We start from the raw sequence: 24,009 nt of genomic DNA on the forward strand, positions 1-24,009 counted from the left end.
CCTAGGCTGCCCATTTTTTTGCTCTAATCCGTTAAAGCGCTCTGTCCGTGAGTATGCGACTCCATGCCGTCAATCCATAACGTGCCGTACTTGGCTCTTTAACTCAATCCGTCGAGTTTGAATGTCCTATAAAATCCGTCTTTGAGCAGCCCGCTCTCTAATCCTAACTCCGACAAAGCTCCAAGCTTTGCTGCACTTCTATGTGCTTCTCAATCCTTGAGTTCCCTTTGGATAAGCTAAATGTACAGTATCTGATGCGAGATGCAAACATATCGAAATCCACAAAAAACAAAATATTTACATATAAATCAAATGTTTACCGATAATACGAAATGATATTTCCATTAATCCGAGTGCATTACAGAAACACCCTACACCTATGTCAGACAATCCCTACAAAACAAACGTTTTGTTATAACAACGATAAACATAAGAGGAACAGAGGAATATGACGCAGACAATAAAAAGGGCAGCCTAAGCTGCCCATTATTATGCTTTAAGTCCTTTAAAGCACTCATCCAGTGAGTCGTTATCCGTAACGCCCCATCCCTGAGGTCCGCCTAACCTTGGCAATATGACCCTAATCCGTAGAGCCTTAATCCTTCATATAAAATCCGTCTAAAAGCATCCGTCGCCGCTCCATTTTATCCCACAAGGCTCCCTTCCTTGCTGCACCTCTATGTGCCACTCAATCCTTGATTTCCGTCTGGATGAGCTAAATATATCCGAATCATGAAAGAATGAAAAACACACAAAACTTTAATAAAAACAAAAAAAACCACTTTAAATTCAAAAAGATAAGAAAAAACCTAACACAGCTTTCCAACTTTCTCGCAACATTTCAGAAACACCTTACAGGCATGCAAGAATATCCTTACAAAATATCAAGTCTCAAAAGGTAGACTTAAAGCCTTCCACCCACTTCACTGCTTCAGCATAGGTTTCAGCCAGCGTCTGTAAGTCATCTTCTGACTTAACAATGCGATTTTTTTCATAAGATTCAATTAAATCTAACGTGTAGCCAACGCGGCCTGAACGTTCGATGATGGCATTAGTGAATTCTAGCGGTAGGGGAAGCTCAGATAGCACGTCGTCTAAATTGATGCCGACACAGACATCAATCATCGACAACATGCCGGCTAAAAAATAGCGGTCTTGATTGGCATATTTCTGCGACTGCGCAAACAACTCAGCATGTTTAGCTCGTAACAGCACTTGTCCTTGTAACACTTCTCGATCCGCCGTCATCTCTGACATTAATAGAAGGTTAGTTATTGATTTAAGCTGCTCAGTACCAATCAAAGTAATCGCTAAACGCAAAGAATCGACTGAAGCGACCAGTCCCATAATAGGAGAGTTAAGATATTTGAGGAGTTTGTGAACCAGCCCTATATCTTGACCTACAATATTTTCCAGCTCACCAATCGACATATCATTGGCACGCATGAGCGACGCCATCAATTGCAGTAAGGTCATTTGATTTACACTGGACGCTTTTTTTGAAATAGATTGGGGCTTTTCAAAAAAGTAGCCTTGGTAATAGTCTACTTCAAGCAGTTTAGCAAAATGATAGTCCTCCCATGTTTCGACTTTTTCGGCGATGATCTTCACCTTAAAAGGACGCAAAGCTTCCACTTGCTGGTGAAACTTATCTTTGCCTAACGCGAGAATGTCGAGCTTGACGTAATCAGCCAGCTCAACAAACGGCGCCAATTTTGGCTCAAAAACAAAATCATCCAAAGCAATTTTAAAACCGGCTTTGTTCCAGCGGCGCAGGGAGGCTAATAACATGGCATCAAAACCAGCATCTTCAAGAACTTCAATGACCGTATGTTCTTTTGGTAGCGGTACGCCACTTGGATTAATAAGATAAGCGCGAGGAAAGTTAATAAAAGCTTTTCCAGTACCGACAATGTTTTGCATCCCAAGATCGAGCAAACAGGCACTAATCACTTGCGCTGTCGCTCCAACTTGATCATAGACATCAGCATTCATTGCTTGAACATCACGGCGATACAACAGCTCATAGCCAAACGTAGACAGTTTATTGTCTACAATCGGTTGTCGAGCAAGCGCGACATTGTGATACATCATACGTTCAACTACCTTATTTAACGTTAACCGTCATATGACCATAATTCAGACGAAACTAGCTACTATTTACGCAGTATATTGCTAAATTTCGCTTTGGGCGAGGGCAATAAACTTGGTAACATGAGCTCATAAAGAAAGCAAAATAAATTGTGGGGATACAAATGCCAGAATACCGCTCCAAAACTTCTACTGGCGGCCGTAATATGGCCGGCGCTCGTGCGCTATGGCGTGCAACCGGAATGAAAGACGATGATTTTCAGAAGCCAATTATAGCAGTGGTCAACTCTTTCACTCAATTTGTCCCAGGTCATGTACACCTTAAAGACATGGGTCAACTGGTTGCTCGAGAAATTGAAGCCGCCGGCGGCGTAGCGAAAGAGTTTAACACTATCGCTGTCGACGACGGTATCGCCATGGGTCATGACGGCATGCTTTACAGCCTGCCATCTCGTGACCTGATTGCAGACTCTGTTGAATACATGGTTAATGCCCATTGCGCCGATGCCATGGTTTGTATTTCAAACTGTGACAAAATCACACCTGGAATGTTAATGGCCGCCATGCGCATAAACATTCCGGTTATTTTTGTATCTGGCGGCCCAATGGAAGCGGGCAAAACCAAACTGTCCGAGAACAAGCTTGATCTAGTCGACGCCATGGTGATCGCTGCAGATCCAACGGCGACAGATGAAAAAGTAGCCGAGTACGAACGCTCAGCGTGCCCAACGTGTGGCTCTTGCTCTGGTATGTTTACCGCCAACTCAATGAACTGTCTAACGGAAGCGCTTGGTCTAAGTCTACCGGGCAACGGCACGACATTAGCAACGCACTCTGATCGTCGCGCTTTATTTTTAGATGCCGGTCGCCGTATCGTAGAGATCACTAAGCGTTTTTACGAAAACGATGAAGCAAACTGGGCACCTCGCTCCATTGCAAGCTTCGAAGCGTTTGAAAATGCGATGACGCTAGACATCGCAATGGGTGGATCAACTAACACCATTCTTCACTTGTTGGCACTTGCCCGTGAAGCAGGTGTTGACTTCACCATGAAAGACATCGACCGCCTATCCCGCAAAGTACCTCAACTTTGTAAAGTGGCGCCAAATTCGCCCAAATATCACGTTGAAGATGTGCACCGTGCTGGCGGTATATTTGCTTTACTGGGTGAGCTGGATCGTGCTGGTATTTTACACAACCAATGTCACACAGTGCATTCAAAAACCATGCTCGAAGCATTAGAGACATGGGACATCATGCGCTCACCTACGCCAGAGATTATGGAGTTCTACAAAGCAGGGCCTGCTGGCATTCCAACGCAAACGGCTTTTAGCCAGTCCACTCGTTGGCCATCTCTTGATGGTGATCGTGCAGAAGGCTGTATTCGCTCGATTGAAAATGCATTTTCCCTCGAAGGCGGCTTAGCCGTGCTTTATGGCAACATTGCTCTTGATGGTTGTGTTGTAAAAAGTGCTGGTGTAGACGAATCGATTCTTGTGTTTGAAGGCCGTGCTCACGTAACAGAGTCTCAAGACGAAGCGGTTAAGAACATTCTGGATGACAAAGTGGAAGCGGGTGACATTGTCATCGTTCGCTACGAAGGCCCTAAAGGCGGCCCAGGGATGCAGGAAATGCTTTACCCAACGTCTTACATCAAGTCAAAAGGACTAGGCAAAGCCTGTGCTCTTCTAACAGATGGTCGTTTCTCTGGTGGTACATCAGGCCTATCTATCGGTCACGTTTCACCTGAAGCGGCTGCAGGCGGTGCAATCGGTCTTGTTGAAAATGGCGACCGTATTTTGATCGACATTCCAAACCGTACCATCAACGTTTTGCTGTCTGATGAAGAATTGGCCCACCGTCGTGCGGCAATGGAAGCAAAAGGTTCTGAGGCGTGGAAACCTGTTGAAGAACGTCCACGTAAAGTATCAACAGCATTGAAAGTGTACGCACACTTTGCAACCAGTGCTGACAAAGGCGCAGTACGCGATCTAGACCAACTAGACTAATCCTCGCTTAACACCACAAAGCCGCACCTTAAAAAGAGGAGCGGCTTTTTTAATTATATTGGACCCTATGCCATGCTTAGTTACCGCCATATTTATCATGCAGGCAATCACGCCGACATTCTTAAGCATTTAGTTGCCAGCCAAGTCTGCCAACATCTAGTTAAAAAAGAGGCTCCGTTCTTTTATTTAGACACGCACGCGGGAATCGGCTTGTATGAATTGGCATCGGATCAAGCGCAGCTAAACCATGAATACGACACCGGAATAAGCCGCTTAATTGAGCGTAATGATTTACCTGAGCCTCTTGAATTGTTTATTGATATTGTCAAAGATCTCAACCCAAAAGGCCAATTAAAGGTCTACCCTGGTAGCCCGATGGTAATTGATCACTATCTGCGTCAGAAAGACAAAATGCATTTATGTGAACTGCACCCAAACGACTACCCAAAACTTGCTGCACTTTTCCCTAAAAAAAGAATCGCAAATGTGGTAAAAGATGATGGTTTTCTTGCCGTAAAATCCATGCTTCCACCGCCACAAAAACGTGGCTTCGTATTGATGGATCCACCCTACGAAGTGAAAAAAGATTACCAGACTGTCGTCAAAGCTCTTGAAGATGGTTACAAGCGTTTCTCTCAAGGTACCTTTGCAATCTGGTATCCTGTGTTGGATCGACGCCAAGCAGATCATTTGCTTAATGCAGTGGCGGCGACCAAAATTAGAAATACGTTATTATTGGAACTGAATATTCGCGGGACGGAAACCAAGCGCGGTATGGCAGGCAGCGGCATGATTGTCGTTAATCCGCCATGGACCTTGGAAAAAGAAGCCCAAGCGTTTCTTCCCTATTTGCGCGACGTACTGGCAGAAAACGACGATGCGCACTTCCAACTACGTTGGATTACACCTGAGTAAGGCTCGATTGGCGAGCACACGACTTGATAAGGAGTCTTTATGTCCATCCCGTTTACCAGCGCATTTCATCACATGCCCACACCCGCGTTTATCGCACAGATCGACAGTGGCGAGATCGTTGCGGCTAACGAGAGCTTAGAGAATCTATATCTAAATGTTGGCGCAGCTCGCCAAACTACGTGGCAATCGTTAATGAATGACAGCGAAAGCGATCTAGCGAGCATCGTTCATAAGATTCAACGTGGTGAAGTCGAGCGATTAAGTACCAAACTGGAAGTCGGTGATCGCTTCATTACCGCTGAAATCACATTAACAGAACTTGATGATCGACATGTGCTCGGATATATCTCACACACCGAGCACTTGGATTTCAGTGTCGCGGAAAATACTTTATTAAAGTTTGCGCTGACGGAGTCTTCCGCTGGGATTTGGATGTGGGAAGTCGAGGAAGATACCATTTCATGCTCGCAATCGATCGCATCTCTACTCGGCTGCTCATTGGAGAACACACCTCATAGCAGTCAAGCTTGGCGTGAACGCATCCATCAAGATGACTTGCCAAAGATGACACGAACGGTTGAAGAACACATCAACCACAAACAACGCTATTACGAGTCCGAGTACCGTATTCGCCGTGCCAATGATGAGTTCATTTGGGTACGAGAACGTGGCCGTACTTATAGCCAAGGCCCTCAAGGGGAAGTGCTTAAAATCATTGGCTTTATTGAAGACATCAGCCCTCAGAAAGCCCTTGAAGAGCATTTACGTGCTCAAGCCACCTTCGATGAACTGACTGGGTTATTGAACCGTGGTGCAGCGCTCACACATTTCACCAAACAGTTGGGGCTTGCTCGCCGTCAATACACACCATTAACCATGGCGAAAATTGATTTGGACGCCCGTGGTTTGTTGGCAGACATGCCATTAGAAAAGCGTAATACCGCTATTCATACAACAGCACGATACATCTATAAAAAGATTCGTGAAGCCGATATCCTTGCGCGCGTCGCTCACGACAAACTGTTATTATTGCTACCCAATACCAGCTTGAAAGACGCTCAGAAACTGATCAATGACTTTTTATTACCTCGTGAAGAAGAACAGAAAGTATTGGAATTCAGCGACAGCAGTCATTTAAATCTATGCGTCGGTCTAGCGACTTTCCCAGAGGATGGCGAAACCATTGAAGAACTGGCTCAGAGCGCCAACTCTGCTGTAGAAAAAGGCCGAACGACAGGTGTTTCTATTTCCATAGCAGAATAAAAGACACACCTATAACAAGGGGCTCACGCCCCTTTACGCTGCGAAAACATTTTATTCACCCTGCAATGTCAGCACGAGCGTACGCGCGCCACCGTGGTTACGATGCTCACACAGATAAACCCCCTGCCAAATACCCAAGTTCAGATCCCCTTGCGTCACCGGTATCGTCAAGCTCGACCCTAGAATACTGCTCTTAAGGTGCGCAGGCATATCGTCGCTGCCCTCATACGTATGCTGATAGTAAGGTTCATTTTCGGGCACCGCATGATTAAAGAAACTCTCAAAATCCACACGTACCGTCGGGTCAGCATTTTCATTAATCGTCAATGACGCTGAAGAATGTTTGATAAATACATTTAACAGCCCTAGTTTCAGCTTTTTTAGCTCCGGTAGCTGACGCACTATCTCATCAGTGACCAGATGAAAGCCTCGCTTGCGTGCGGCGAGCGTTACTTCTTTTTGAAACCACATACCGATTAGCCTTGTTGATACACACTGAAACGGTAGTCATACGGGTTAGGCCCTTCTGCAGCAAACGACTCTTCCCCTATTTTCTCGTAATTGTCCCAATCTACTTCAGGGAAAAATGCATCGCCGTTAACCTCGGCATCCACATGAGTAATATACAAGCGATCCACACGTGGTAAGGCCAGTGCATAAATTTGTGCGCCACCAATGATCATCACTTCTTCGTGACCGTCTATTAAACAAATATCTTCGCCCAGCTTGATGGCCGCATCCAGCGACGACACCACATCCACCCCATCAGGTTGGTAATCTGGATTACGGCTGATGACAATATTGCGGCGTCCAGGTAAAGGCTTGCCAATGGACTCATAAGTATTACGCCCCATCACAATCGGTTTACCCATTGTCACTTGTTTGAAGTACTTCAAGTCATTTGGCAAATGCCAAGGTAACGAATTATTGATCCCGATTACACGGTTGGTCGACATAGCAACAATAAGTGACAGCATGTTAGCTCCAGATAAATTGGATAGTGTCGAAAACTCTCAGAGCTTTCTTAGATCTGTTATAATTACCGCCATTTTACCCCAACAAAGGCCTCAATTACATGAAACAGTATCTCGACCTTTGTCATCGTATTATTGATGAAGGTGAATGGGTAGCGAATGAGCGTACCGGTAAGCGTTGCCTAACCGTGATCAACGCAGATCTCACCTACAACGTTGGCGCAGGTGAATTCCCTTTAGTCACGACACGTAAGAGCTACTGGAGGTCAGCCATTGCAGAGATTATTGGCTACCTTCGTGGCTACGATAATGCCGCAGATTTTCGCGCCTTAGGCACTAAAACCTGGGATGCTAATGCCAACGACAACCAAGTATGGCTCAACAATCCATACCGTAAAGGTGAAGACGATATGGGGCTTTGCTATGGTGCGATTGGCCGTAATTTCCCAAAACCAGATGGCGGTTCAGTTGACCAACTGCGCCTAATCGTTGACGACCTTAGCCAAGGCATCGACAACCGTGGTGAAATCTTCACCTTCTATCATCCGGGTGCATTGCATATGGCGTGCCTACGTCCATGTATGTACAGCCATCACTTTTCATTGCTAGGTGATACCCTCTACCTAAACAGCACACAACGCAGCTGTGATGTGCCACTCGGGTTGAACTTCAATATGGTTCAGGTCTACTTCTTGTTAGCCATTATGGCGCAGATTACAGGCAAAAAGCCGGGTAAGGCGTACCACAAGATCGTGAATGCTCACATTTACGAAGATCAGCTTGAGCTGATGCGTGACGTGCAACTAAAACGCGAACCACTGGCCGTGCCAACCTTCAAAATCAATCCAAACATCAAAACCTTGGAAGATCTTGAAACGTGGGTCACATTGGAAGACTTCGAGCTAGAAGGCTACGAATATCACGAGCCAATTGCCTACCCATTTTCTGTGTAGCTATATTTTCTGTGCAGCATTTAGCACAACTAAAAACGCCGCATCATGTATGCGGCGTTTTTGGTTTCAAAGACATGTTTACTTTTGCGGGTAACGTTGCAGCTTATAGCCAACAATCAGTAGGCCAACACCTAACAACACCATTGGCGTCGACAGTATTTGACCTTGTGTTAACCAACCAAATGCAATGTAGCCCAACTGCGGATCAGGCTCTCGTACAAACTCGACCAGAATACGGAAAATACCGTAAAACAATAGGAACATACCGGACACACAATAACGCGGCTTTTGTTTCTGAGAGAAAAACCACAGGATCGCAAACAACGCGACACCTTCAAGCGCGAATTGGTACAACTGAGATGGATGGCGAGTCAGTTGCAGCGGATCCCCAGGGAAAATCATCGCCCAAGACACGTCAGTCGGTTTCCCCCAAAGCTCACCACCGATGAAATTACCTAAGCGGCCCAATCCTAGCCCAATAGGCACAAAAGGTGCGACAAAATCTAAGATATCAATGGTGTGTTTTTTTGTTTTTCGGGCAAACATCCACATCGCGAATATCACCCCTAACAACCCACCATGGAAAGACATGCCGCCTTCCCATATACGGAATAGCATCAGTGGATTATCTAGGAACGATGGAAACTGATAAAACAGAATATACCCAATACGTCCCCCTAGTATGACCCCCATCGCACCATAAAAGATCATGTCACTGACTTGCTCGGAGGTCCATAAACCATCAGAGCGTTTAGCACGATACACACCTAAGTAATAAGCTGACACAAAGCCTATAAGGTACATTAATCCGTACCAATGAATGGCGATGGGGCCGAGTGAAACCGCTATCGGATCGATATCTGGGTAGGCAATCATAAAAAGTCTTTCGTTGATGTTGTTACTGAAGAGCGGCCGTTTTAGACGGACGAATGAGTCGTTCGACCCCCGCTTCGCGGACGAGTTTCATCATGGTCTGACGTACGGCATCAGAATGCACCAATGGCAGTACTTGATGCAACATATCTTGCGCTTGAGCCATGCTGAGTTTGCGTAACACTGCTTTGACTTTTGGTAAGCTTGTTGAACTCATCGACAGGGTGTCGTAACCCATTGCCATGATTAAAATCGCGCCCAGTGGATCCCCCGCTAACTCGCCACACACACTCAACTTAACGCCCTCACCTCGAGTACGTTCGACAATGTCGGCTAAAGCTCGAAGTACCGCGGGGTGGAATGTGTGGTACAAGTTCGCCACGCGAGAGTTATTACGGTCTACCGCGAGCAGATACTGAGTTAAGTCGTTACTACCCACAGACATGAAATCGACCATTGCCGCTAACTCTTTGGCTTGATAAACCGCACTCGGCACCTCAATCATCACGCCCACTTGTGGCATCACCACATCAAAGCCTTCTTCTTTCACTTCAGCATAAGCACGTCGAATCAACGCTAAGGCTTCTTCTACTTCGGCCACATTGGAAATCATCGGCAACATAATCTTCAAATTATGCAGACCTGAACTGGCTTTGATCATGGCACGAATTTGCGCCATAAATATTTCAAGATGGTCCAGCGTAACACGAATACCACGCCAGCCCAGAAATGGGTTTTCTTCTTTGATTGGAAAATACGGCAGCGCTTTATCACCACCAATATCCAATGTTCGAATGGTCACTGGTGCCGGGGCAAAGCCTTCAAGCTGCTGACGGTAAATTTGCTCTTGCTCCGCTTCAGTTGGGAAACGATCGCGAATCATAAAGGGCACTTCGGTACGGTATAGACCGACACCTTCTGCACCTCGATCCAAAGAGCGGTTAACATCTGCCAATAAGCCGGTGTTCACGTATAAGCCTATACGCTGACCATCCAAGGTTTCGCATGGCAGATCTTTAAGTTGCTCGTACTCACTTTCAAGCTCACGCTCTTCATCAACAATTTGCTGATAACTATCGATGATTGCTTCCGAAGGATAGGTAAAAATCTGACCAGAGTAGCCATCCACGATCATGTCGACTTTATCAAGCTTCGTATACGGTAAGTCGACCGCCCCCATTACCGTCGGAATGCCCATAGCACGCGCCAGAATTGCTACGTGAGAACTGCTTGAGCCCATCACAGACACTAAACCTTTAACTTTTTCGAGCGGGTATTCACCCAGCATCGAGGCCGTCAACTCTTCACCTACAAGAATCACTGGCCCAGTGATCTCTTCACTAACATTGGTCGTTTTTTCTTGTAAGTGAGATAAGATTCGACGCCCTAAATCTCGAATATCCGTTGCGCGCTCGCGCAAGTAAGGATCTTCCATCTGCTCGAATACAGAGATGTGAAGCTTAACGACCTGACGCAATGCTCCAGGTGCCCAGTTGCCTTCTTCGATCTTACGGACGATTTCAGCAGCAAGGGAGTTATCATCGAGAATTTTCAAATACACATCAAACAATGCTTTTTCATCAGTACTAATGTGCTGACTTAAGCGACTGCTGACTTTCTTAATGTCTTTACGTACCGCGCCAAGTGCCTGATAAAAATCTTCGATTTCAGAGGCAATACTTTGCGGTGTTCGATCCGGAATAACGTCTAAATCGGCAGGCGGATAAATCGCAACCGCTTTACCAATCGCCACTCCCGAACTGCCAGCAATCCCCTTGTAGCGAAAGTCTGTTCCGGAAGGTGGCGTATTCGGTGTTAAAGACATCATCGCGCCCGTTGCTTCGGCATGCGCAATAACACCTGCAAGCTGGGCTGATAAGGTAATCAGAAAGGCTTCTTCCCCCTCATCAAAGCGTCGGCGATCTTCATGCTGTACAACTAGCACGCCAAGGACTTGACGATGGTGGATAATAGGCACACCTAAGAACGAACGATAGCGCTCTTCACCAGTACCACTTAAGTAATGAAAGGCCGGGTGGACATGCGCATCCTCTAGGTTAACCGGCTCCGCTCGACGTCCCACTAAACTTACCAAACCCTCATCGGATTTAAGACTGAGTTTGCCCGCGGCGTCCGCATTTAAACCACGGGTTGCCATTAGTACGTAATCTTGACTGTTAGGATCCACTAAGTAAATTGAGCACACTTCAGAGCGCATCGCTCGACGCACACGACGCACAATAATATCGAGCGCAGCTTGCAACGACTGAGCCGCTGTAACTTCTTGGGTGATTCGTCTCAATAAACTTAACATAAATCCTCTACTGTCTGGCGCAGGATAAAGCGAAGCTTATGCTGGCTTTTTCGTACGCTTTAACCATCTGTGTGCATTGGGAACGAGTTCCTTTAATGCACGACGATAGACATCCTTTTTGAACGCAACCACTTGGCCTAACGGATACCAATAACTTACCCAGCGCCATCCATCAAACTCTGGACAATCACTGCTATCAACACACACGCACGCATCAGCGCAGCGAATGGAAAGCAAAAACCATTTCTGTTTCTGTCCGATACATAAGGGTTTGCTATTATGACGCAGCATTCGCTTAGGAAGCCTGTAACGTAACCAGCCTCGGGTTCTACCAACGATCTCAACTTGATGTGGCTCTAACCCCACTTCTTCCTTAAGTTCGCGGTATAAGGCTTGTTCCGGTGTTTCATCCGCTTTGATGCCCCCTTGGGGAAATTGCCACGCGTTTTGTCCTACGCGCCTCGCCCAAAGAAGCTGGCCTCGTTCGTTCATCAAGATGATGCCTACATTCGGTCTGTATCCGTCTGCATCAATCACGAGGTCTCACCTTATAACTAAAATCTAATGCTCATCATTGTTCCATAATTCCGTGTTTCACACAATTAATCGGGATGTTATTTGTCAATACCGTCGTTATACTGTGCAACATAATTCAATTAATAGGTGATGCTGTGACACTGGCAATATTTGACTTAGACGGAACGCTGCTAAGCGGCGACAGTGACTACAACTGGGGACAATTCCTCGTTGAAAAAGGGTTGGTTGATACAAAACTGTACAAGGAAGCAAATGATCGTTTTTTTGAGCAGTATCAAGCAGGCGCATTGGATATTTATGAATATTTAGCGTTCAGCCTAAAGCCGCTTACGCAATTCAGTAAAGCCGAGCGTGACGCATTACATCAAGAGTTTATGGATGTAAAAGTACGCCCTATGATGCAAGAAGAAGCCTCTAAATTACTGAAGTTTCACAAAGACCAAGGTCATTTTTTGTTATTGATTACCGCGACAAATCAATTTGTAACGGGCCCGATCGCTGATTCTCTCGGTATGGACCACATTATTGCGCCTGTCCCAGAAGTGATTGATGATCAATACACGGGAAATGTCGTCGGTATCCCGAGTTTCCAAGAAGGCAAGGTAACTCGCTTAAATGATTGGCTAAAAGAAACTGGCCATTCTATGGAAGGCAGTTATTTCTATAGCGACTCTCGCAATGATTTACCTTTGCTTGAATTGGTTGAACACCCTATTGCGGTAGACGCTGACCCGACCTTAACAGAGATCGCAAAAGAGCGTGGCTGGCCACATATTTCTCTACGTGGCAATTCTCTGTAGTCTCTATCATCATAAAAAACGCAGTCGATGCTGCGTTTTTTTATGATTGTTCAATACTCGCTAGCGTTCAATGCCACACTCATTAATCAGTGCTTGGGACAACGTATCACTGTTAGCGTAGAAACTTGCGGCCGTCACTACTTGCTTATTAATACTAAGCAACGAAACATGGCCCTCTTTACTTGGAAGCGTCGCAGATATATCCCCTTCTCGATCAAGCCAGATAGGATAATCATAAGTACGCATTTTAGGTACTGCCACCATATTTGAAATCAAACTCGGCATACCACTGATATCGGCAAGGTAAACTAACTTCCCTTCATCCAAACAGCTCGTATCAACTCTATCAAGAGCACTTTGAAGCACTTCTTTGGCTGACATTCCTTCTACAAACATAAGTGCCTGCATTGAATTTTGGTTTTTAAACGGTTCACCGTACTGATTCTCTATTCCTTTCAACGTTACTTTTGTACCTACTTCTAGTGGCGTTACTGACTTGGATGCACATCCGACTAGTGGCAACATCAGCGACAGGGCAAGCAGCCCAATTAACCGTTTCATTTTCTATTACTCCGTGTAGGTGGCTTCGCCACAGGTTTTACAAACATCAGAAACTTGATTGTTGCGGATCTTAGCTTGGCTTTAAATATAGGTAAAATTTTTAGGGTACTAAACTTAGGTTAATTATTTTCAGTTAAAAGCTGGCTAAAGTGACTGAACTTACTAATACATTCAGAGGTAATAGGTTATGAGTACACTCCCAGCTTTGAAGTGGCGGCATTCATTAAAGCACTTTTCCAGCCAAAAAGTACCCAAAGCGCAGATTACTGACCTGACGGAAGCGGCCAGACTTTCCGTCTCTTCTTACGGTTTACAACCTTATCAGGTATGGGTAATAGAAAACCCAATCCTACTTAAACAACTTGCTAAGCATGCATTTGATCAACCCCAACTCCACGAATGCTCACATTTAATTGTATTCGCTCATCAAACTAAGATTGGTGATGAGCTCGTTGATCAATACTTTCAACACTACTATGAGCAAACAGGAGCTGAGATAGGCAGTCTAGATGGTTATTCTGATCACATTAAATCTGCAATAGCAGCTAAAAGCCATCAAGAGCAACAAAACTGGGCGCAACAGCAAGCTTATATTGCTCTGGGTTCTTTGTTGACAGAAGCGGCCACACAAGGCATCGACACATGCCCTATGACTGGCTTCGACGTAGAGGCGTTTAATCAGCTTTTGGGCTTTGAAAACCAAGGCTTGAACACCTGCGTCATTTGCGCTGTTGGCTACCGAAATGACTCGCTTGAACTTCCAACAAAAGTTCGTATTCCAAGCCAAGATTTTGTTCAATTCTTAGCGTAGGAGCTGAATAACAATGACTTACACCGACTATTTAAAAGCGCTAAATCTGGCTCGTCCTCAAGAGCCTAATTTAGACTTTTTAAACACTTTTACAGTGCATCATATTGAGCGTTTCACATTTAACAACTTAGCCGTTTTACTACACAAAGATCTACCCCTAGACAGTCAATCCATACTCAAAAAAGTCGTTCAGCGCGGTGCGGGAGGCTACTGCTTTGAACATAACAAAATCGCCTATGAAGCACTTGCCGAGTGGGGCTTCAACGTCCGTTTGGTTCTGGCAAAAGTCATTAATAACAACGAGCGACCGGTACCTAGAACGCATCGATTGACCATCGTTGAGTGTGCGGGGGAAACATATTTAGTGGATGTTGGATTTGGTGCGACGTGTCCTATTTTACCCATTGCTTTTAACCGTAAGACACCTCAAAAAGCAGGACTTGAGTATTACCAAATTCGAGCCACCAATCACAATGAGTACGAATTACTGTTACTTAAAGAAGGCGAGCCTTTCATCTTGTACCGCTTTGATCTTGCTCAGTACAGTGATGCGGACTGCGAAGTCGGACATTTTTACTCGCATAAACATTCTTCCGCCGTATTTGTAAATAATGTCGTGGTAAGTCAGAAAACGCCTACGGAAACATTCTCTCTCGCCAATCAAAGATTTAAACATGCCACAGAATCTTCTGAATCTGTCTCAATTATTGATTCGCCGGAAAAATTATTTGGAGTGCTCCGACACACCTTTGATCTTTGTATCGAACCCGAGCTTTGTGAATTTCTATTTACTCACCATATCGCCCCAAAGCTAGAAATCACGAAAAACTAAAGGAAGCCATTATGCATTCTATTCTAGTGGCGTTGCTTTGGGCTTGGTTGATGGCTTCATCTTTTATTGCCTCGGCCTATATCACACCCTACGCGTCACCTCTGGCGACAACAGGACTGCGCTTTACCTTAGCGCTGCTAGTCATGTCGCCAATCTACTTTTTCATCCAACGCTCAACTAAAAGCTCTCTGATAACCGTGTTCAAATCGCCTATTTTAACGCTTCGCTATTTACTGATAAGCGGGTCCTTAGTCGGGTTCTTCATTGGACTTTTTACCGCTTTGAAAACAACGTCCTCTTTGAATACCTCGGTCATGTATACTTTCGTACCGTTATTAGGTGCCATGCTAATGTTCGCTTTTGGTCAGCGTACGTCGTTCAAACATTGGCTGGGGTATATGATTGGATCCGCTGGTGCAATCAGTGTCTTAGTCTTTACTCGCGAAGGTCAAATGGTCTGGCATATTGGCGATGCCATTTATTTTATCGCGTGTGGATTATTGGCTTTGCATATCATTAGTGTGCAGCACTGGGGAGGACACGTCGCCGCTTTTGAAGGCGCTTATAGAATCATGCTGTTTGGCTCGGCTTGGCTCATTCCAATTACCCTAACTTGGGGCGATTTAAGTCATGTCGCTTGGCAAGCCTCTAAATTTTGGCTACTACTTATCTATTTGACACTGTTTACGACGCTACTCACCTTTGTACTGCAACAACTCGTTATTCGTTATGGGGGCGCATCACGTCTACTGGCGTTTAGCTATACCATACCGATTTGGGTGGCTATTTATCAAGCCACACAAAGCGAAGCCATATTGCTCTTTTCTTATGGTTTCATGATCGGCGCTTTCATGGTGCTACTGGCAATCCTAATGATAGACAGTCATCAGGCAACACGCTCGGAATAGAGATATGGACAAACAATATTTGACGCATCAACTGATGCACTTTTTCGACCAGTATCAACAAGGTATCCATTGGGATTCTTTGACGCTTGAGATCAAAGTGCATTCGCTTAGTAAAGGGGAATGCTTATTAAATCAAGGTGAGACAAGCGCAAACATGTTTTTTCTGAGCTGTGGTTTAGTGCGCTATTACAGCCTCTCCGAAAGTGGCAAAGAATACACTCAAACACTGGCCAAAGCGCCTAAGCTGGTAGGTTCGACTCGTGCACTGACGCTTGCTCAGCCTGCATCTTTTAATATTGAGGCTGTTGTGGACAGTGTTGCCTTTTCATTTTCATGGCAATCCTTTTATCAACAAATGTGTCAGGATCTAGCGTTTACTCAAGCCTATATTAAGTTCTTAGAAAGTATCTTCATTGCCAAGGAACAAAAAGAGCATGCCATGGTGAAACATTCTGCGACGCAGCGATACTTGGATTTTTGCCGAGATTTCTCTGAATTAAAAGACACATTACCTAAACAACAAATTGCATCCTATATTGGCATTACCCCTATTGCTTTAAGCCGTATTCGAACGCAACTGAAAAATACGCCATAACAAATCTAGCTCTAAAGCTGCTTAGATGAAGCATTGCTGATATTTGAACTACTTGGAAGAACAGAGCCAAATATTTGATACGCGAGATAGTAATAGGCCTCTCTGAGCGCGAATTCCATCTTAACAGACCAACTTACATAGCGACTGGTGGGCGTTCCGGAAGCAATCGCCTTCACTCCCAAGTCATCTGCCATAGCCATAGCACGCATCAGATGAAGTGGATCACTGACAATCACAAAAGAGTGGATATCATACTCATCTGCTAATTCAAGCATGTATATTAAGTTTTGCTTGGTGGTTTTCGACTGCTCTTCAATCAAAAGATCATCAATAGGAACGCCCGCTGAAGATGCATATCTCTGAGCAATTTTAGCATCAGAGGACGCCTGACCTTTGATCATACCGCCAGTGAGAATGATTGAGTTAACGGCCCCTTGTCGGTAAAGATCAATAGCGTGATCAATACGGGCACGATACACCAGAGAAGGGCCTGAAGGCGTTGTCGAAGCACCAAGTACAACGGCGGCATCAGCGCGAGGATTTATCGGCTTCGTATCATAGTGCCAGATACACCACACTACTGCCGAATAGATAAGCATTATTAAGAGAAAGATCAGTAGAGACAGTCTGCCTAGAAATCGATAGGTCATACTTTTATTAAGTCAGTTAAGGTGAAAAGGAAGCCACAGCGCTATGGCTTCCTTTACATAAAACACTAAGTCATGGCTACTTTTGGCGATACGCCGAAGTCATTGGTTTCTGACTGGCTATCTTGTAAAAAGAAGTACAGCAGTACCAGAGCGCCAATAACAGGGATGAAAGTTAACAGTAGAAACCAACCACTTCGCCCCGTGTCATGCAACCGGCGAATACAAACTGCAACGTTAGGCACTAAAAAGATCAACGAAACAATTAAGCCAAGAAGCGACAAACCAATAATACCGCCGACAATGCTAAATGGAAGCGTAATTAGAAAGGTACAAAATTGGAAAACCCAGAACTCTTTACGACGGCTACGTCCTTCAAAGTTTTTGTAGTTTTGCAGCACATCCATGAAAATTGCTTTAACTTGTTTAAAATCCATTGAAATCTCCTTGTTTAATTCCGTAACAGCTTATCTATTTCGGTGCCAAATCAGGCTGGGATAAGCTCCTTTTAATAGCGGAGAAGATTCTATTACAGCCACATAAAATTGCTGTCTATCAAAGTAATACTTACGAATACCTTACCATTTAGTGGCAAGAAGCTGAACCTCATCAGCAAGATCCAGCTTTATTGATGGCCTAATTTCTCTGAAGACTTATAAGCCCATATTGTTATGTATTCGATAGAACAGTGCTTTTAGATATTCCGTTTCAGGAATCGCAGGATGCACCGGATGATCGGGCGCTTGCGTTCCGCGGTAGACTAACTGAGAGAAGCGCTCTAGCTGACGACTGTTACTGCGTACGATGTCATGCAAACGGCTCGTTTCTAAATGCATTGAGCATGAGCCAGATACAAGAATGCCACCTTTTGCAACCAACCGCATCGCTAATTGATTTGCGCGATGATAAGCCCCTTCTCCAGCTTTGATGTCTTTACGGCGTGCAATAAACGCTGGTGGGTCCATAACAACGACATCGAAACGTTGCTTCTCTTCGATCAAAGACTGCATCGCTTCAAAAGCATCGCCTTGCAAAAGGTTGGATTCACCTTCGTACTGGTTTAAAACAAGGTTCGCATCCACATGATCAAGTGCCGCTTCCGACGCATCTATGAAAGTCACATCCGTGGCACCGGCTGCAGCAGCTTGGACCCCCCAACCGCCCACGTAAGAGAACACATCTAAAACGCGCTTACCTGAACAGAAGGTTTGCATGGTTTTGCGGTTTTCACGATGGTCGTAGAACCAACCTGTTTTTTGACCATCCCAAACTGGCGCCTGGAAAAGTACATCGTTTTCTTTTAGGTAAACGACTTCTGGCACATGACCAAATACTTCTTCAACGTAGGTATCTAACCCTTCAACGTTGCGCATTTTGCCATCGTTTTTCATCAAAATGGCGCTTGGTTTAACCACTTCTTGCAACGCTTCAATGACTTCGTCCTTTATACGTTCAATGCCAGCAGTAGAGATTTGTACCACTAGAATATCAGCAAAGCGATCGACAACCAGACCAGATAAGCCATCTGAGTCACCAAAAACCAAACGGTAGTATGGTTCAGGGTATGTCATATCACGCAGCGACAACGCAATTTTCAATCGATGAATAAGAGTCGATTTGTTTAACACTGTATCAACGCTACGGCTAATCAAACGACCACAGATCAGTGTATTAGGGTTAATCATTGCTACACCCAAAGGTTTACCTTGGGCCGTTTCAACAATTACTTGATCTCCAGCATTAAACTGCTTTAAAGGCGTCGCATCCATGTTTACTTCATTGCTATAAATCCACTGATGGCCAGCACGAAGCCTTCTGTCCGCTTGCCCTTTTAACCTAATTACACTCAAAATTCTCACCAAGGTTACGTAAAAAACGCTATTATAATTGTTCAGTGTTGGATTTCTACGATAATGGTGTATTTCGTGATCTTTTCATTAAGTAGATTCAAAAAAAGAGGTTTCGATGTCTACTGGCATAAATGACGATCAACTCAAACGCGTGCTTCAGGGTATCGCTATCCCCCCTCAGCCGCAGGTCATGGTTGACCTACATATGGAACAAGTGATGCCAGAGCCGGATATGAACCGCATCGCACAAATCATCTCACAAGATGTTGGTTTATCCGCCGCCGTACTGAAATTTGTGAATTCGGCTTATTACGGGTTACCTCGTAAAATATCCTCGATTAAACAAGCCGTGATGATGTTAGGCATAAACTCTATCTCTAATATTGTGAATGGCTTAGCTGTAAAAGGTGAGCTCTCCGATGGTGCTATTGAAGAGATGCATAACTTCTGGGACAACGCGATGGATGTTGCAGCCGTCTGTTCTAGTATCGCCCATCAAATTGGCTTCAAGTATCAAGACGAGTGTTATGCCTTAGGTTTGTTTCACAATGCAGGCATTCCACTTATGATGAGCCGGTTTGACGGCTACAAAGCAGTGCTAGAAGAAGGTTATCAAAGCCATGACTTTGAATTAACCGATATTGAAAACCGCACCTTTCGCACCAATCATTCGGTTGTCGGTTACTATCTGGCTAAATCTTGGGCCCTGCCCAAAGCGTGCTGTTATGTCATTGCTCATCATCACCGTGCGCAAAAGCTCTACAATGAACGCATTGCAGGCGATACTAAGTACCTTACCTTTATGTCTATTTTGAAAATGGCGGAGCACATCAGCACGACGTATAAACATCTTGGTAAAGCCGCTGAAGACTATGAATGGATGCAAATAGGACACTTTGCATTAGAGCATTTATCGCTTACCGAATATGACTTCGAAGGAATTATCGATACCTGTCGCGAACAAGGTATTGGCAATCTTTAAACCTTCAAACTTAACAAAGCGCCTGAGGCGCTTTGTTAAGTTTGACGCCCACTCAATGGGTAGGAAACATCACTAGGTGATCTAAATTGACGCTTAAGCCAATTTCTTGACCAATAGAATGATTATGATGCGAGGACGCAAAACAATAAGTTACTTTTCCAGAAGGCAATTTCACACGATATAAAAAGTAAGACCCACGGAACCATTTACTGACAATTAGGCCTTTAAAGGCGCTGTCATCATCGTGCAGGATATCATCTGGGCGAACCAGTAAATCCACTTTCGCACCTGACTTAAAGCCATGCTCCATATCCCCGTGAATCTCACCTAGATCAGAATGCACACAGTTATCACCACACACAACGGCTGGCAAGAAGTCCCCCTGACCAATAAACATCGCCACAAAACGAGAAACCGGTTCATGATAAATCTCATAGGGCGTTCCCACTTGTAGAATGCGACCGGCTTCCATAATGGCCACCTGATCCGCCATCGCAAAGGCTTCCGCTTGATCATGCGTTACAAGAATCGCACTGACTTTTTCATGCTGCAAGATGGCACGAATATCGGGCACAAGCTCTTCTCGAAGCTTCGCATCAAGCCCTGAGAACGGTTCATCCATGAGTAAAAGTTTTGGTTTTGGGGCAATGGCACGCGCCAATGCAACACGCTGTTGCTGCCCTCCTGATAAGGAGTGCGGATAGCGTTCGTTATAACCCTCTAAGCCAACAAGCTCGAGCAAGTATTCAATTCGAGCCTGAACCTCTTTCTTCGACCAGCCTTTTAGGCCAAAGGCAATATTGGCACCAATGGTTAAATGCGGAAATAAGGCAATGTCTTGAAACACCATACCAATACTGCGCTTTTCAGGGCTCAGTGTTTCCGTAGCCGAGGACAGCACCTCATTATCCAATGTGATTTCACCGCCCATTAGCGGCTCAAAACCAGCAATAGCCCGTAGTAAGGTAGATTTGCCGCAACCACTTGGCCCGAGTAAACAACCTATCTGACCCTCGATAATTCGAAAGTTAGCCTCTTGCACTATAGGAATACCTTGGTAGCCCACAGCGATATTGCTTAATTTGAGTTCTTTTAACATTTTATTCGGTGGCATTGCTGTCATGTTATACCTCATTAAGCCTCATGCTGTGCACTGGATGAAATAGATCGGCTTAACAAAATCACTGGAATTAGGCCTACCGCGACAATCATTAATGACGCTGGTGCAGCATCTACTAGACGCTCATCAGAAGCCAGCTCAAATGCTCTCACGGCAAGCGTATTAAAGTTAAATGGACGCAAAATTAATGTTGCTGGCAACTCTTTTAAGACATCAACAAAAACAATTAATAATGCTGTGAGTACAGAGCTTTTTAACAAAGGCACATGGATACGGCGCAATACTTGGGCTGGCGTACAACCTAATGAGCGACCTGCCATGTCCATACTTGGCTTTACTTTTCCTAGGCCACTTTGAACCGAGCCTAACGACACTGCCATAAAGCGAACGGTATAAGCAAATAATAACGCTGCAATAGTACCAGAGAAAAACAACCCAACTTTGATCTCAAACACATGTTGAACAAATTCAATAATTCGATGATCTAACCATGCCAAGGGGACAATAACCCCAATAGCAATAATAGTACCAGGTAAAGCATAGCCCATGCCTGAGGTTACAATCGCTGTTTGTACACTTTTCTCTTTATTCAATCGCCCAGCATACGCCAACACCATGGCTAACAAGACCGCGATCATAGCCGCTAGAGCCGCCAAATAGAATGAGTTCCAAGCGAGTTGTATAAAGCCCCAACCCACTGCCTCGGCTTCAAACATAGCCCAATAGAACAGCACCAAGGCAGGGATAACAAAGCCCGCTAAAACAGGAATAGCACACGCCGTAAACGCCGCGACACCATACATCCCGCGTAACTCGATTTTGCGTTGGCTGGCTTTACGCAGCCCTGAAGTATGGTAAGAAATTTTTCTGCGGGAGTAGCGCTCAGAAAAAATAAGCACGGCGACAAATAACAACAAGATACCGGCCAGCTGCGATGCAGCAGCCAAATCACCAAACCCATAAAAAGTTCGCATGATGCCCGTCGTAAAAGTCGTCACACCAAAATACTGTACAGTACCGTAATCGGCTAAGGTTTCCATCATCGCCAATGTCACACCCGCCACGATCGCAGGTCTGGCCATTGGCAATGCTAAACGAAAAAAGGCCTGCGGCGCGGAATAACCAAGTGTACGGCACACTTCTAAAGTATTCGCCGATTGTTCTAGAAACGCCGCTCGACTCATTAAATACACGTATGGATACAGTACTAACGAAAGCATCGCAAAAGCGCCGCCTAAAGAGCGCATTTCAAAGAACCAATACTCACCGTACCCTAATCCTGTTACATCACGAATAAAGGTTTGTACAGGGCCAGCAAAATCAAATAAGCCCGTGTAGGTATAAGCAATGATGTAAGCTGGCATCGCAAGAGGCAAGAGTAGCGCCCAAGCGAACATCGATCGTCCCGGGAAATTACACACACTTGTTAACCAAGCCGCAGGGACCCCCATGGCAAGTGTCCCTAGGGTGACGCCCAACATGAGTAAAAGGGAATTGGAAATGTAATCAAACAGCAAAGTATCTAATAAATGCTGCCACACCCCACTGCCACCTAAAAAAATATTGACCAAAATGATCAACACAGGCACAGCCAGTAACAACGCAATCGTAATTGCGCTGAGCTTCAATAAAGAAATCCTGCTACGGCTTTGCACAGCAGGATTTGCTTGAGTCAATGTCGACATTAATACACTTACTCTAGTTCAGTGAGATTATTTCCAGCCCGCTGTATCCATCATCTCAACCGCCATACGGTTATTATCGCCTAGAACACTTAGAGACATAGAGTCAGCTTTAAATTCGCCAAATGGTTGCAGGCTCTTTGGTGGGGCAACACCGTCAATAACAGGGTATTCGTTATTAACGTTAGCGTACCACTCTTGGCTTTCATGATTCGTTAAGTATTCCACTAACAACTTAGCATTGTCGATATTGGTCGCTGAGGTTGTTAAGCCAATGCCACTTACATTGACATGAGCCCCACGATCGCCTTCCGTTTGGTTGGGCCAAAATAACGCAACTTGATCATATACAGCACGATCTGATGCCTTATCGCTTTGTCCTAGGCGGCCAAAGTAATACGTATTCGCCAAGGTCACATCGCACACGCCAGCAGCAACGGCTTTGAGCTGATCGGTATCACCACCAAATGGCGGACGAGCCAAGTTGGCAACAAAACCTTTTACCCATTCTTGAGTCGCTTCTTTTCCATCCGCTTCAATCATTGACGCTACAAGTGATTGGTTATAGATATTCGAAGAAGACCGCGCACAGATACGACCTTTCCATTTAGGATCAGCCAGAGCTTCGTAAGTCGATAGCTCACTTGCATCTACTTTTTCTGGATTATAGAAAATCACACGTGCACGCTGTGACAGTCCATACCAATACCCATCACGATCATGTAAGTTGTCAGGCACGACATCATTCAGCACATCGGTTTCAAAAGGTTGCAACACACCCGCTGCTTTAGCACGGTATAAACGACCCGCGTCGACTGTGATAAAAACATCGGCAGGGCTTGCACTGCCCTCAACTTGTAAACGACGCAACAACGCATCGGCATTACCTGTAACAAGATTTACTGTCACATCATTGGCTTTTGAAAAAGCGTCTAACGCTGGTGCAATCAACGCTTCTTTTCGCGCCGAGTAAACATTCACTTCACCCGCTGCAGTGACCAGCGTACTGCCTAACACAGCACCGGCCACTAGAGCCATTGAGATACTTTTACTAACCAAAGTGCGCGCAGACGCGCCAGATACGCTTACTAATGCATTCATTGTTACAACCTTATAAATTCTGAGGCTCGACACATATGAGTTGTGGCTAAACTATTTGAATATCACTATAAATGAAAACTGTTTTTATTTACATAGCTTTTCCGCTTTGATCGTTGCAGACTTGCCAAAAAACAAAATTCACGGGATGAATAGACAAAAAAAGAGAACTAAGGTTCTCTTTTAAACGGTTA

At 45.0% G+C, this 24,009-nt stretch carries 23 protein-coding genes; 10 read left to right on the top strand and 13 right to left on the bottom strand.

Annotated features, from left to right (window positions below; translation table 11 throughout):
• Nucleotides 1-891: 891 nt before the first annotated feature.
• Entirely contained in the window at nt 892-2,094 is a 1,203-nt protein-coding gene (locus ACPUEK_RS18605; protein WP_067223050.1) for an EAL and HDOD domain-containing protein, read from the bottom strand.
• A gap of 161 nt (nt 2,095-2,255) precedes the next feature.
• On the opposite strand from ACPUEK_RS18605, the gene ilvD reads away from it, so the two are divergent.
• From ilvD to ACPUEK_RS18620, 3 genes are all read left to right on the top strand, one after another.
• Nucleotides 2,256-4,100 (top strand): dihydroxy-acid dehydratase, encoded by a 1,845-nt coding sequence (ilvD, locus tag ACPUEK_RS18610; RefSeq protein ID WP_067223047.1) that lies wholly within the window; start codon nt 2,256-2,258, stop codon nt 4,098-4,100.
• 72 nt (nt 4,101-4,172) lie between these two features.
• Nucleotides 4,173-5,015, top strand: a complete 843-nt coding sequence (locus ACPUEK_RS18615; RefSeq protein WP_425641786.1) for a 23S rRNA (adenine(2030)-N(6))-methyltransferase RlmJ — start codon at nt 4,173-4,175, stop codon at nt 5,013-5,015.
• Between the two features lie 39 nt (nt 5,016-5,054).
• Entirely contained in the window at nt 5,055-6,278 is a 1,224-nt protein-coding gene (locus ACPUEK_RS18620; protein ID WP_067223039.1) for a PAS domain-containing protein, read from the top strand.
• 51 nt (nt 6,279-6,329) lie between these two features.
• On the opposite strand, the gene ACPUEK_RS18625 is transcribed toward ACPUEK_RS18620, so the two are convergent.
• The gene (locus tag ACPUEK_RS18625; RefSeq protein WP_425641787.1) at nt 6,330-6,749 is read right to left on the bottom strand and encodes a secondary thiamine-phosphate synthase enzyme YjbQ; all 420 of its coding nucleotides are present in this window, start codon (nt 6,747-6,749) and stop codon (nt 6,330-6,332) included.
• Between the two features lie 5 nt (nt 6,750-6,754).
• Nucleotides 6,755-7,255: a type 3 dihydrofolate reductase gene (folA, locus tag ACPUEK_RS18630; protein WP_067223032.1), complete on the bottom strand. Its 501-nt coding sequence runs from the start codon at nt 7,253-7,255 to the stop codon at nt 6,755-6,757.
• Nucleotides 7,256-7,353: 98 nt separating this feature from the next.
• Between folA and ACPUEK_RS18635 the strand changes: the two genes are divergently transcribed.
• Nucleotides 7,354-8,205 carry a thymidylate synthase gene (locus ACPUEK_RS18635; protein ID WP_067223028.1) on the top strand — a complete coding sequence of 284 codons (852 nt, stop codon included), beginning with the start codon at nt 7,354-7,356 and terminating at the stop codon, nt 8,203-8,205.
• A 78-nt stretch (nt 8,206-8,283) separates the two neighbouring features.
• On the opposite strand, the gene lgt is transcribed toward ACPUEK_RS18635, so the two are convergent.
• Genes lgt through ACPUEK_RS18650 form a run of 3 tightly spaced genes read right to left on the bottom strand, consistent with a single transcriptional unit; the run spans nt 8,284 to nt 11,929 of the window.
• A complete protein-coding gene (gene lgt, locus ACPUEK_RS18640) occupies nt 8,284-9,081 on the bottom strand; it encodes a prolipoprotein diacylglyceryl transferase (RefSeq protein WP_067033685.1) in 798 nt (265 codons plus the stop codon).
• Nucleotides 9,082-9,103: 22 nt separating this feature from the next.
• The gene (ptsP, locus tag ACPUEK_RS18645) at nt 9,104-11,392 is read right to left on the bottom strand and encodes a phosphoenolpyruvate--protein phosphotransferase (protein WP_067033682.1); all 2,289 of its coding nucleotides are present in this window, start codon (nt 11,390-11,392) and stop codon (nt 9,104-9,106) included.
• A gap of 36 nt (nt 11,393-11,428) precedes the next feature.
• Nucleotides 11,429-11,929, bottom strand: a complete 501-nt coding sequence (locus tag ACPUEK_RS18650) for an RNA pyrophosphohydrolase (protein WP_067033679.1) — start codon at nt 11,927-11,929, stop codon at nt 11,429-11,431.
• Between the two features lie 134 nt (nt 11,930-12,063).
• Between ACPUEK_RS18650 and ACPUEK_RS18655 the strand changes: the two genes are divergently transcribed.
• Nucleotides 12,064-12,729: an HAD family hydrolase gene (locus ACPUEK_RS18655; RefSeq protein ID WP_067033676.1), complete on the top strand. Its 666-nt coding sequence runs from the start codon at nt 12,064-12,066 to the stop codon at nt 12,727-12,729.
• Between the two features lie 60 nt (nt 12,730-12,789).
• On the opposite strand, the gene ACPUEK_RS18660 is transcribed toward ACPUEK_RS18655, so the two are convergent.
• Nucleotides 12,790-13,290: a hypothetical protein gene (locus ACPUEK_RS18660; RefSeq protein WP_425641790.1), complete on the bottom strand. Its 501-nt coding sequence runs from the start codon at nt 13,288-13,290 to the stop codon at nt 12,790-12,792.
• Between the two features lie 187 nt (nt 13,291-13,477).
• On the opposite strand from ACPUEK_RS18660, the gene ACPUEK_RS18665 reads away from it, so the two are divergent.
• From ACPUEK_RS18665 to ACPUEK_RS18680, 4 genes are read left to right on the top strand one after another with little or no spacing between them, the layout of a single operon-like run.
• Entirely contained in the window at nt 13,478-14,101 is a 624-nt protein-coding gene (locus ACPUEK_RS18665; RefSeq protein WP_425641791.1) for a nitroreductase family protein, read from the top strand.
• 13 nt (nt 14,102-14,114) lie between these two features.
• A complete protein-coding gene (locus ACPUEK_RS18670; protein WP_067033668.1) occupies nt 14,115-14,933 on the top strand; it encodes an arylamine N-acetyltransferase family protein in 819 nt (272 codons plus the stop codon).
• A gap of 11 nt (nt 14,934-14,944) precedes the next feature.
• A complete protein-coding gene (locus tag ACPUEK_RS18675) occupies nt 14,945-15,841 on the top strand; it encodes a DMT family transporter (protein WP_067033665.1) in 897 nt (298 codons plus the stop codon).
• 4 nt (nt 15,842-15,845) lie between these two features.
• Nucleotides 15,846-16,436, top strand: a complete 591-nt coding sequence (locus ACPUEK_RS18680; protein WP_425641792.1) for a Crp/Fnr family transcriptional regulator — start codon at nt 15,846-15,848, stop codon at nt 16,434-16,436.
• An 11-nt stretch (nt 16,437-16,447) separates the two neighbouring features.
• Here ACPUEK_RS18680 and ACPUEK_RS18685 read toward each other — a convergent pair whose 3' ends face one another.
• The 3 genes from ACPUEK_RS18685 to ACPUEK_RS18695 all read right to left on the bottom strand — a co-directional run bounded on the left by ACPUEK_RS18685 (nt 16,448) and on the right by ACPUEK_RS18695 (nt 18,933).
• The gene (locus ACPUEK_RS18685) at nt 16,448-17,086 is read right to left on the bottom strand and encodes a YdcF family protein (RefSeq protein ID WP_425641794.1); all 639 of its coding nucleotides are present in this window, start codon (nt 17,084-17,086) and stop codon (nt 16,448-16,450) included.
• 65 nt (nt 17,087-17,151) lie between these two features.
• On the bottom strand, nt 17,152-17,520 hold the full coding sequence (locus tag ACPUEK_RS18690) for a DUF805 domain-containing protein (protein WP_425641795.1): 369 nt from the start codon (nt 17,518-17,520) through the stop codon (nt 17,152-17,154).
• Between the two features lie 216 nt (nt 17,521-17,736).
• On the bottom strand, nt 17,737-18,933 hold the full coding sequence (locus tag ACPUEK_RS18695) for a class I SAM-dependent rRNA methyltransferase (RefSeq protein ID WP_067033655.1): 1,197 nt from the start codon (nt 18,931-18,933) through the stop codon (nt 17,737-17,739).
• Between the two features lie 115 nt (nt 18,934-19,048).
• Here ACPUEK_RS18695 and ACPUEK_RS18700 point away from each other — a divergent pair, with 115 nt between their 5' ends.
• On the top strand, nt 19,049-19,915 hold the full coding sequence (locus ACPUEK_RS18700) for an HDOD domain-containing protein (RefSeq protein ID WP_067033652.1): 867 nt from the start codon (nt 19,049-19,051) through the stop codon (nt 19,913-19,915).
• 52 nt (nt 19,916-19,967) lie between these two features.
• Here ACPUEK_RS18700 and ACPUEK_RS18705 read toward each other — a convergent pair whose 3' ends face one another.
• The 3 genes from ACPUEK_RS18705 to ACPUEK_RS18715 are packed head-to-tail and all read right to left on the bottom strand — an operon-like array spanning nt 19,968 to nt 23,755.
• Entirely contained in the window at nt 19,968-21,038 is a 1,071-nt protein-coding gene (locus ACPUEK_RS18705; protein WP_425641797.1) for an ABC transporter ATP-binding protein, read from the bottom strand.
• A gap of 11 nt (nt 21,039-21,049) precedes the next feature.
• Nucleotides 21,050-22,720: an ABC transporter permease gene (locus ACPUEK_RS18710; protein WP_425641798.1), complete on the bottom strand. Its 1,671-nt coding sequence runs from the start codon at nt 22,718-22,720 to the stop codon at nt 21,050-21,052.
• A 27-nt stretch (nt 22,721-22,747) separates the two neighbouring features.
• Nucleotides 22,748-23,755 (bottom strand): Fe(3+) ABC transporter substrate-binding protein, encoded by a 1,008-nt coding sequence (locus ACPUEK_RS18715; protein WP_067223054.1) that lies wholly within the window; start codon nt 23,753-23,755, stop codon nt 22,748-22,750.
• Between the last annotated feature and the right edge of the window lie 254 nt (nt 23,756-24,009).

The sequence above is a fragment of the Marinomonas gallaica genome, assembly GCF_049821165.1.
Taxonomy (GTDB): Bacteria; Pseudomonadota; Gammaproteobacteria; order Pseudomonadales; family Marinomonadaceae; genus Marinomonas; species Marinomonas gallaica.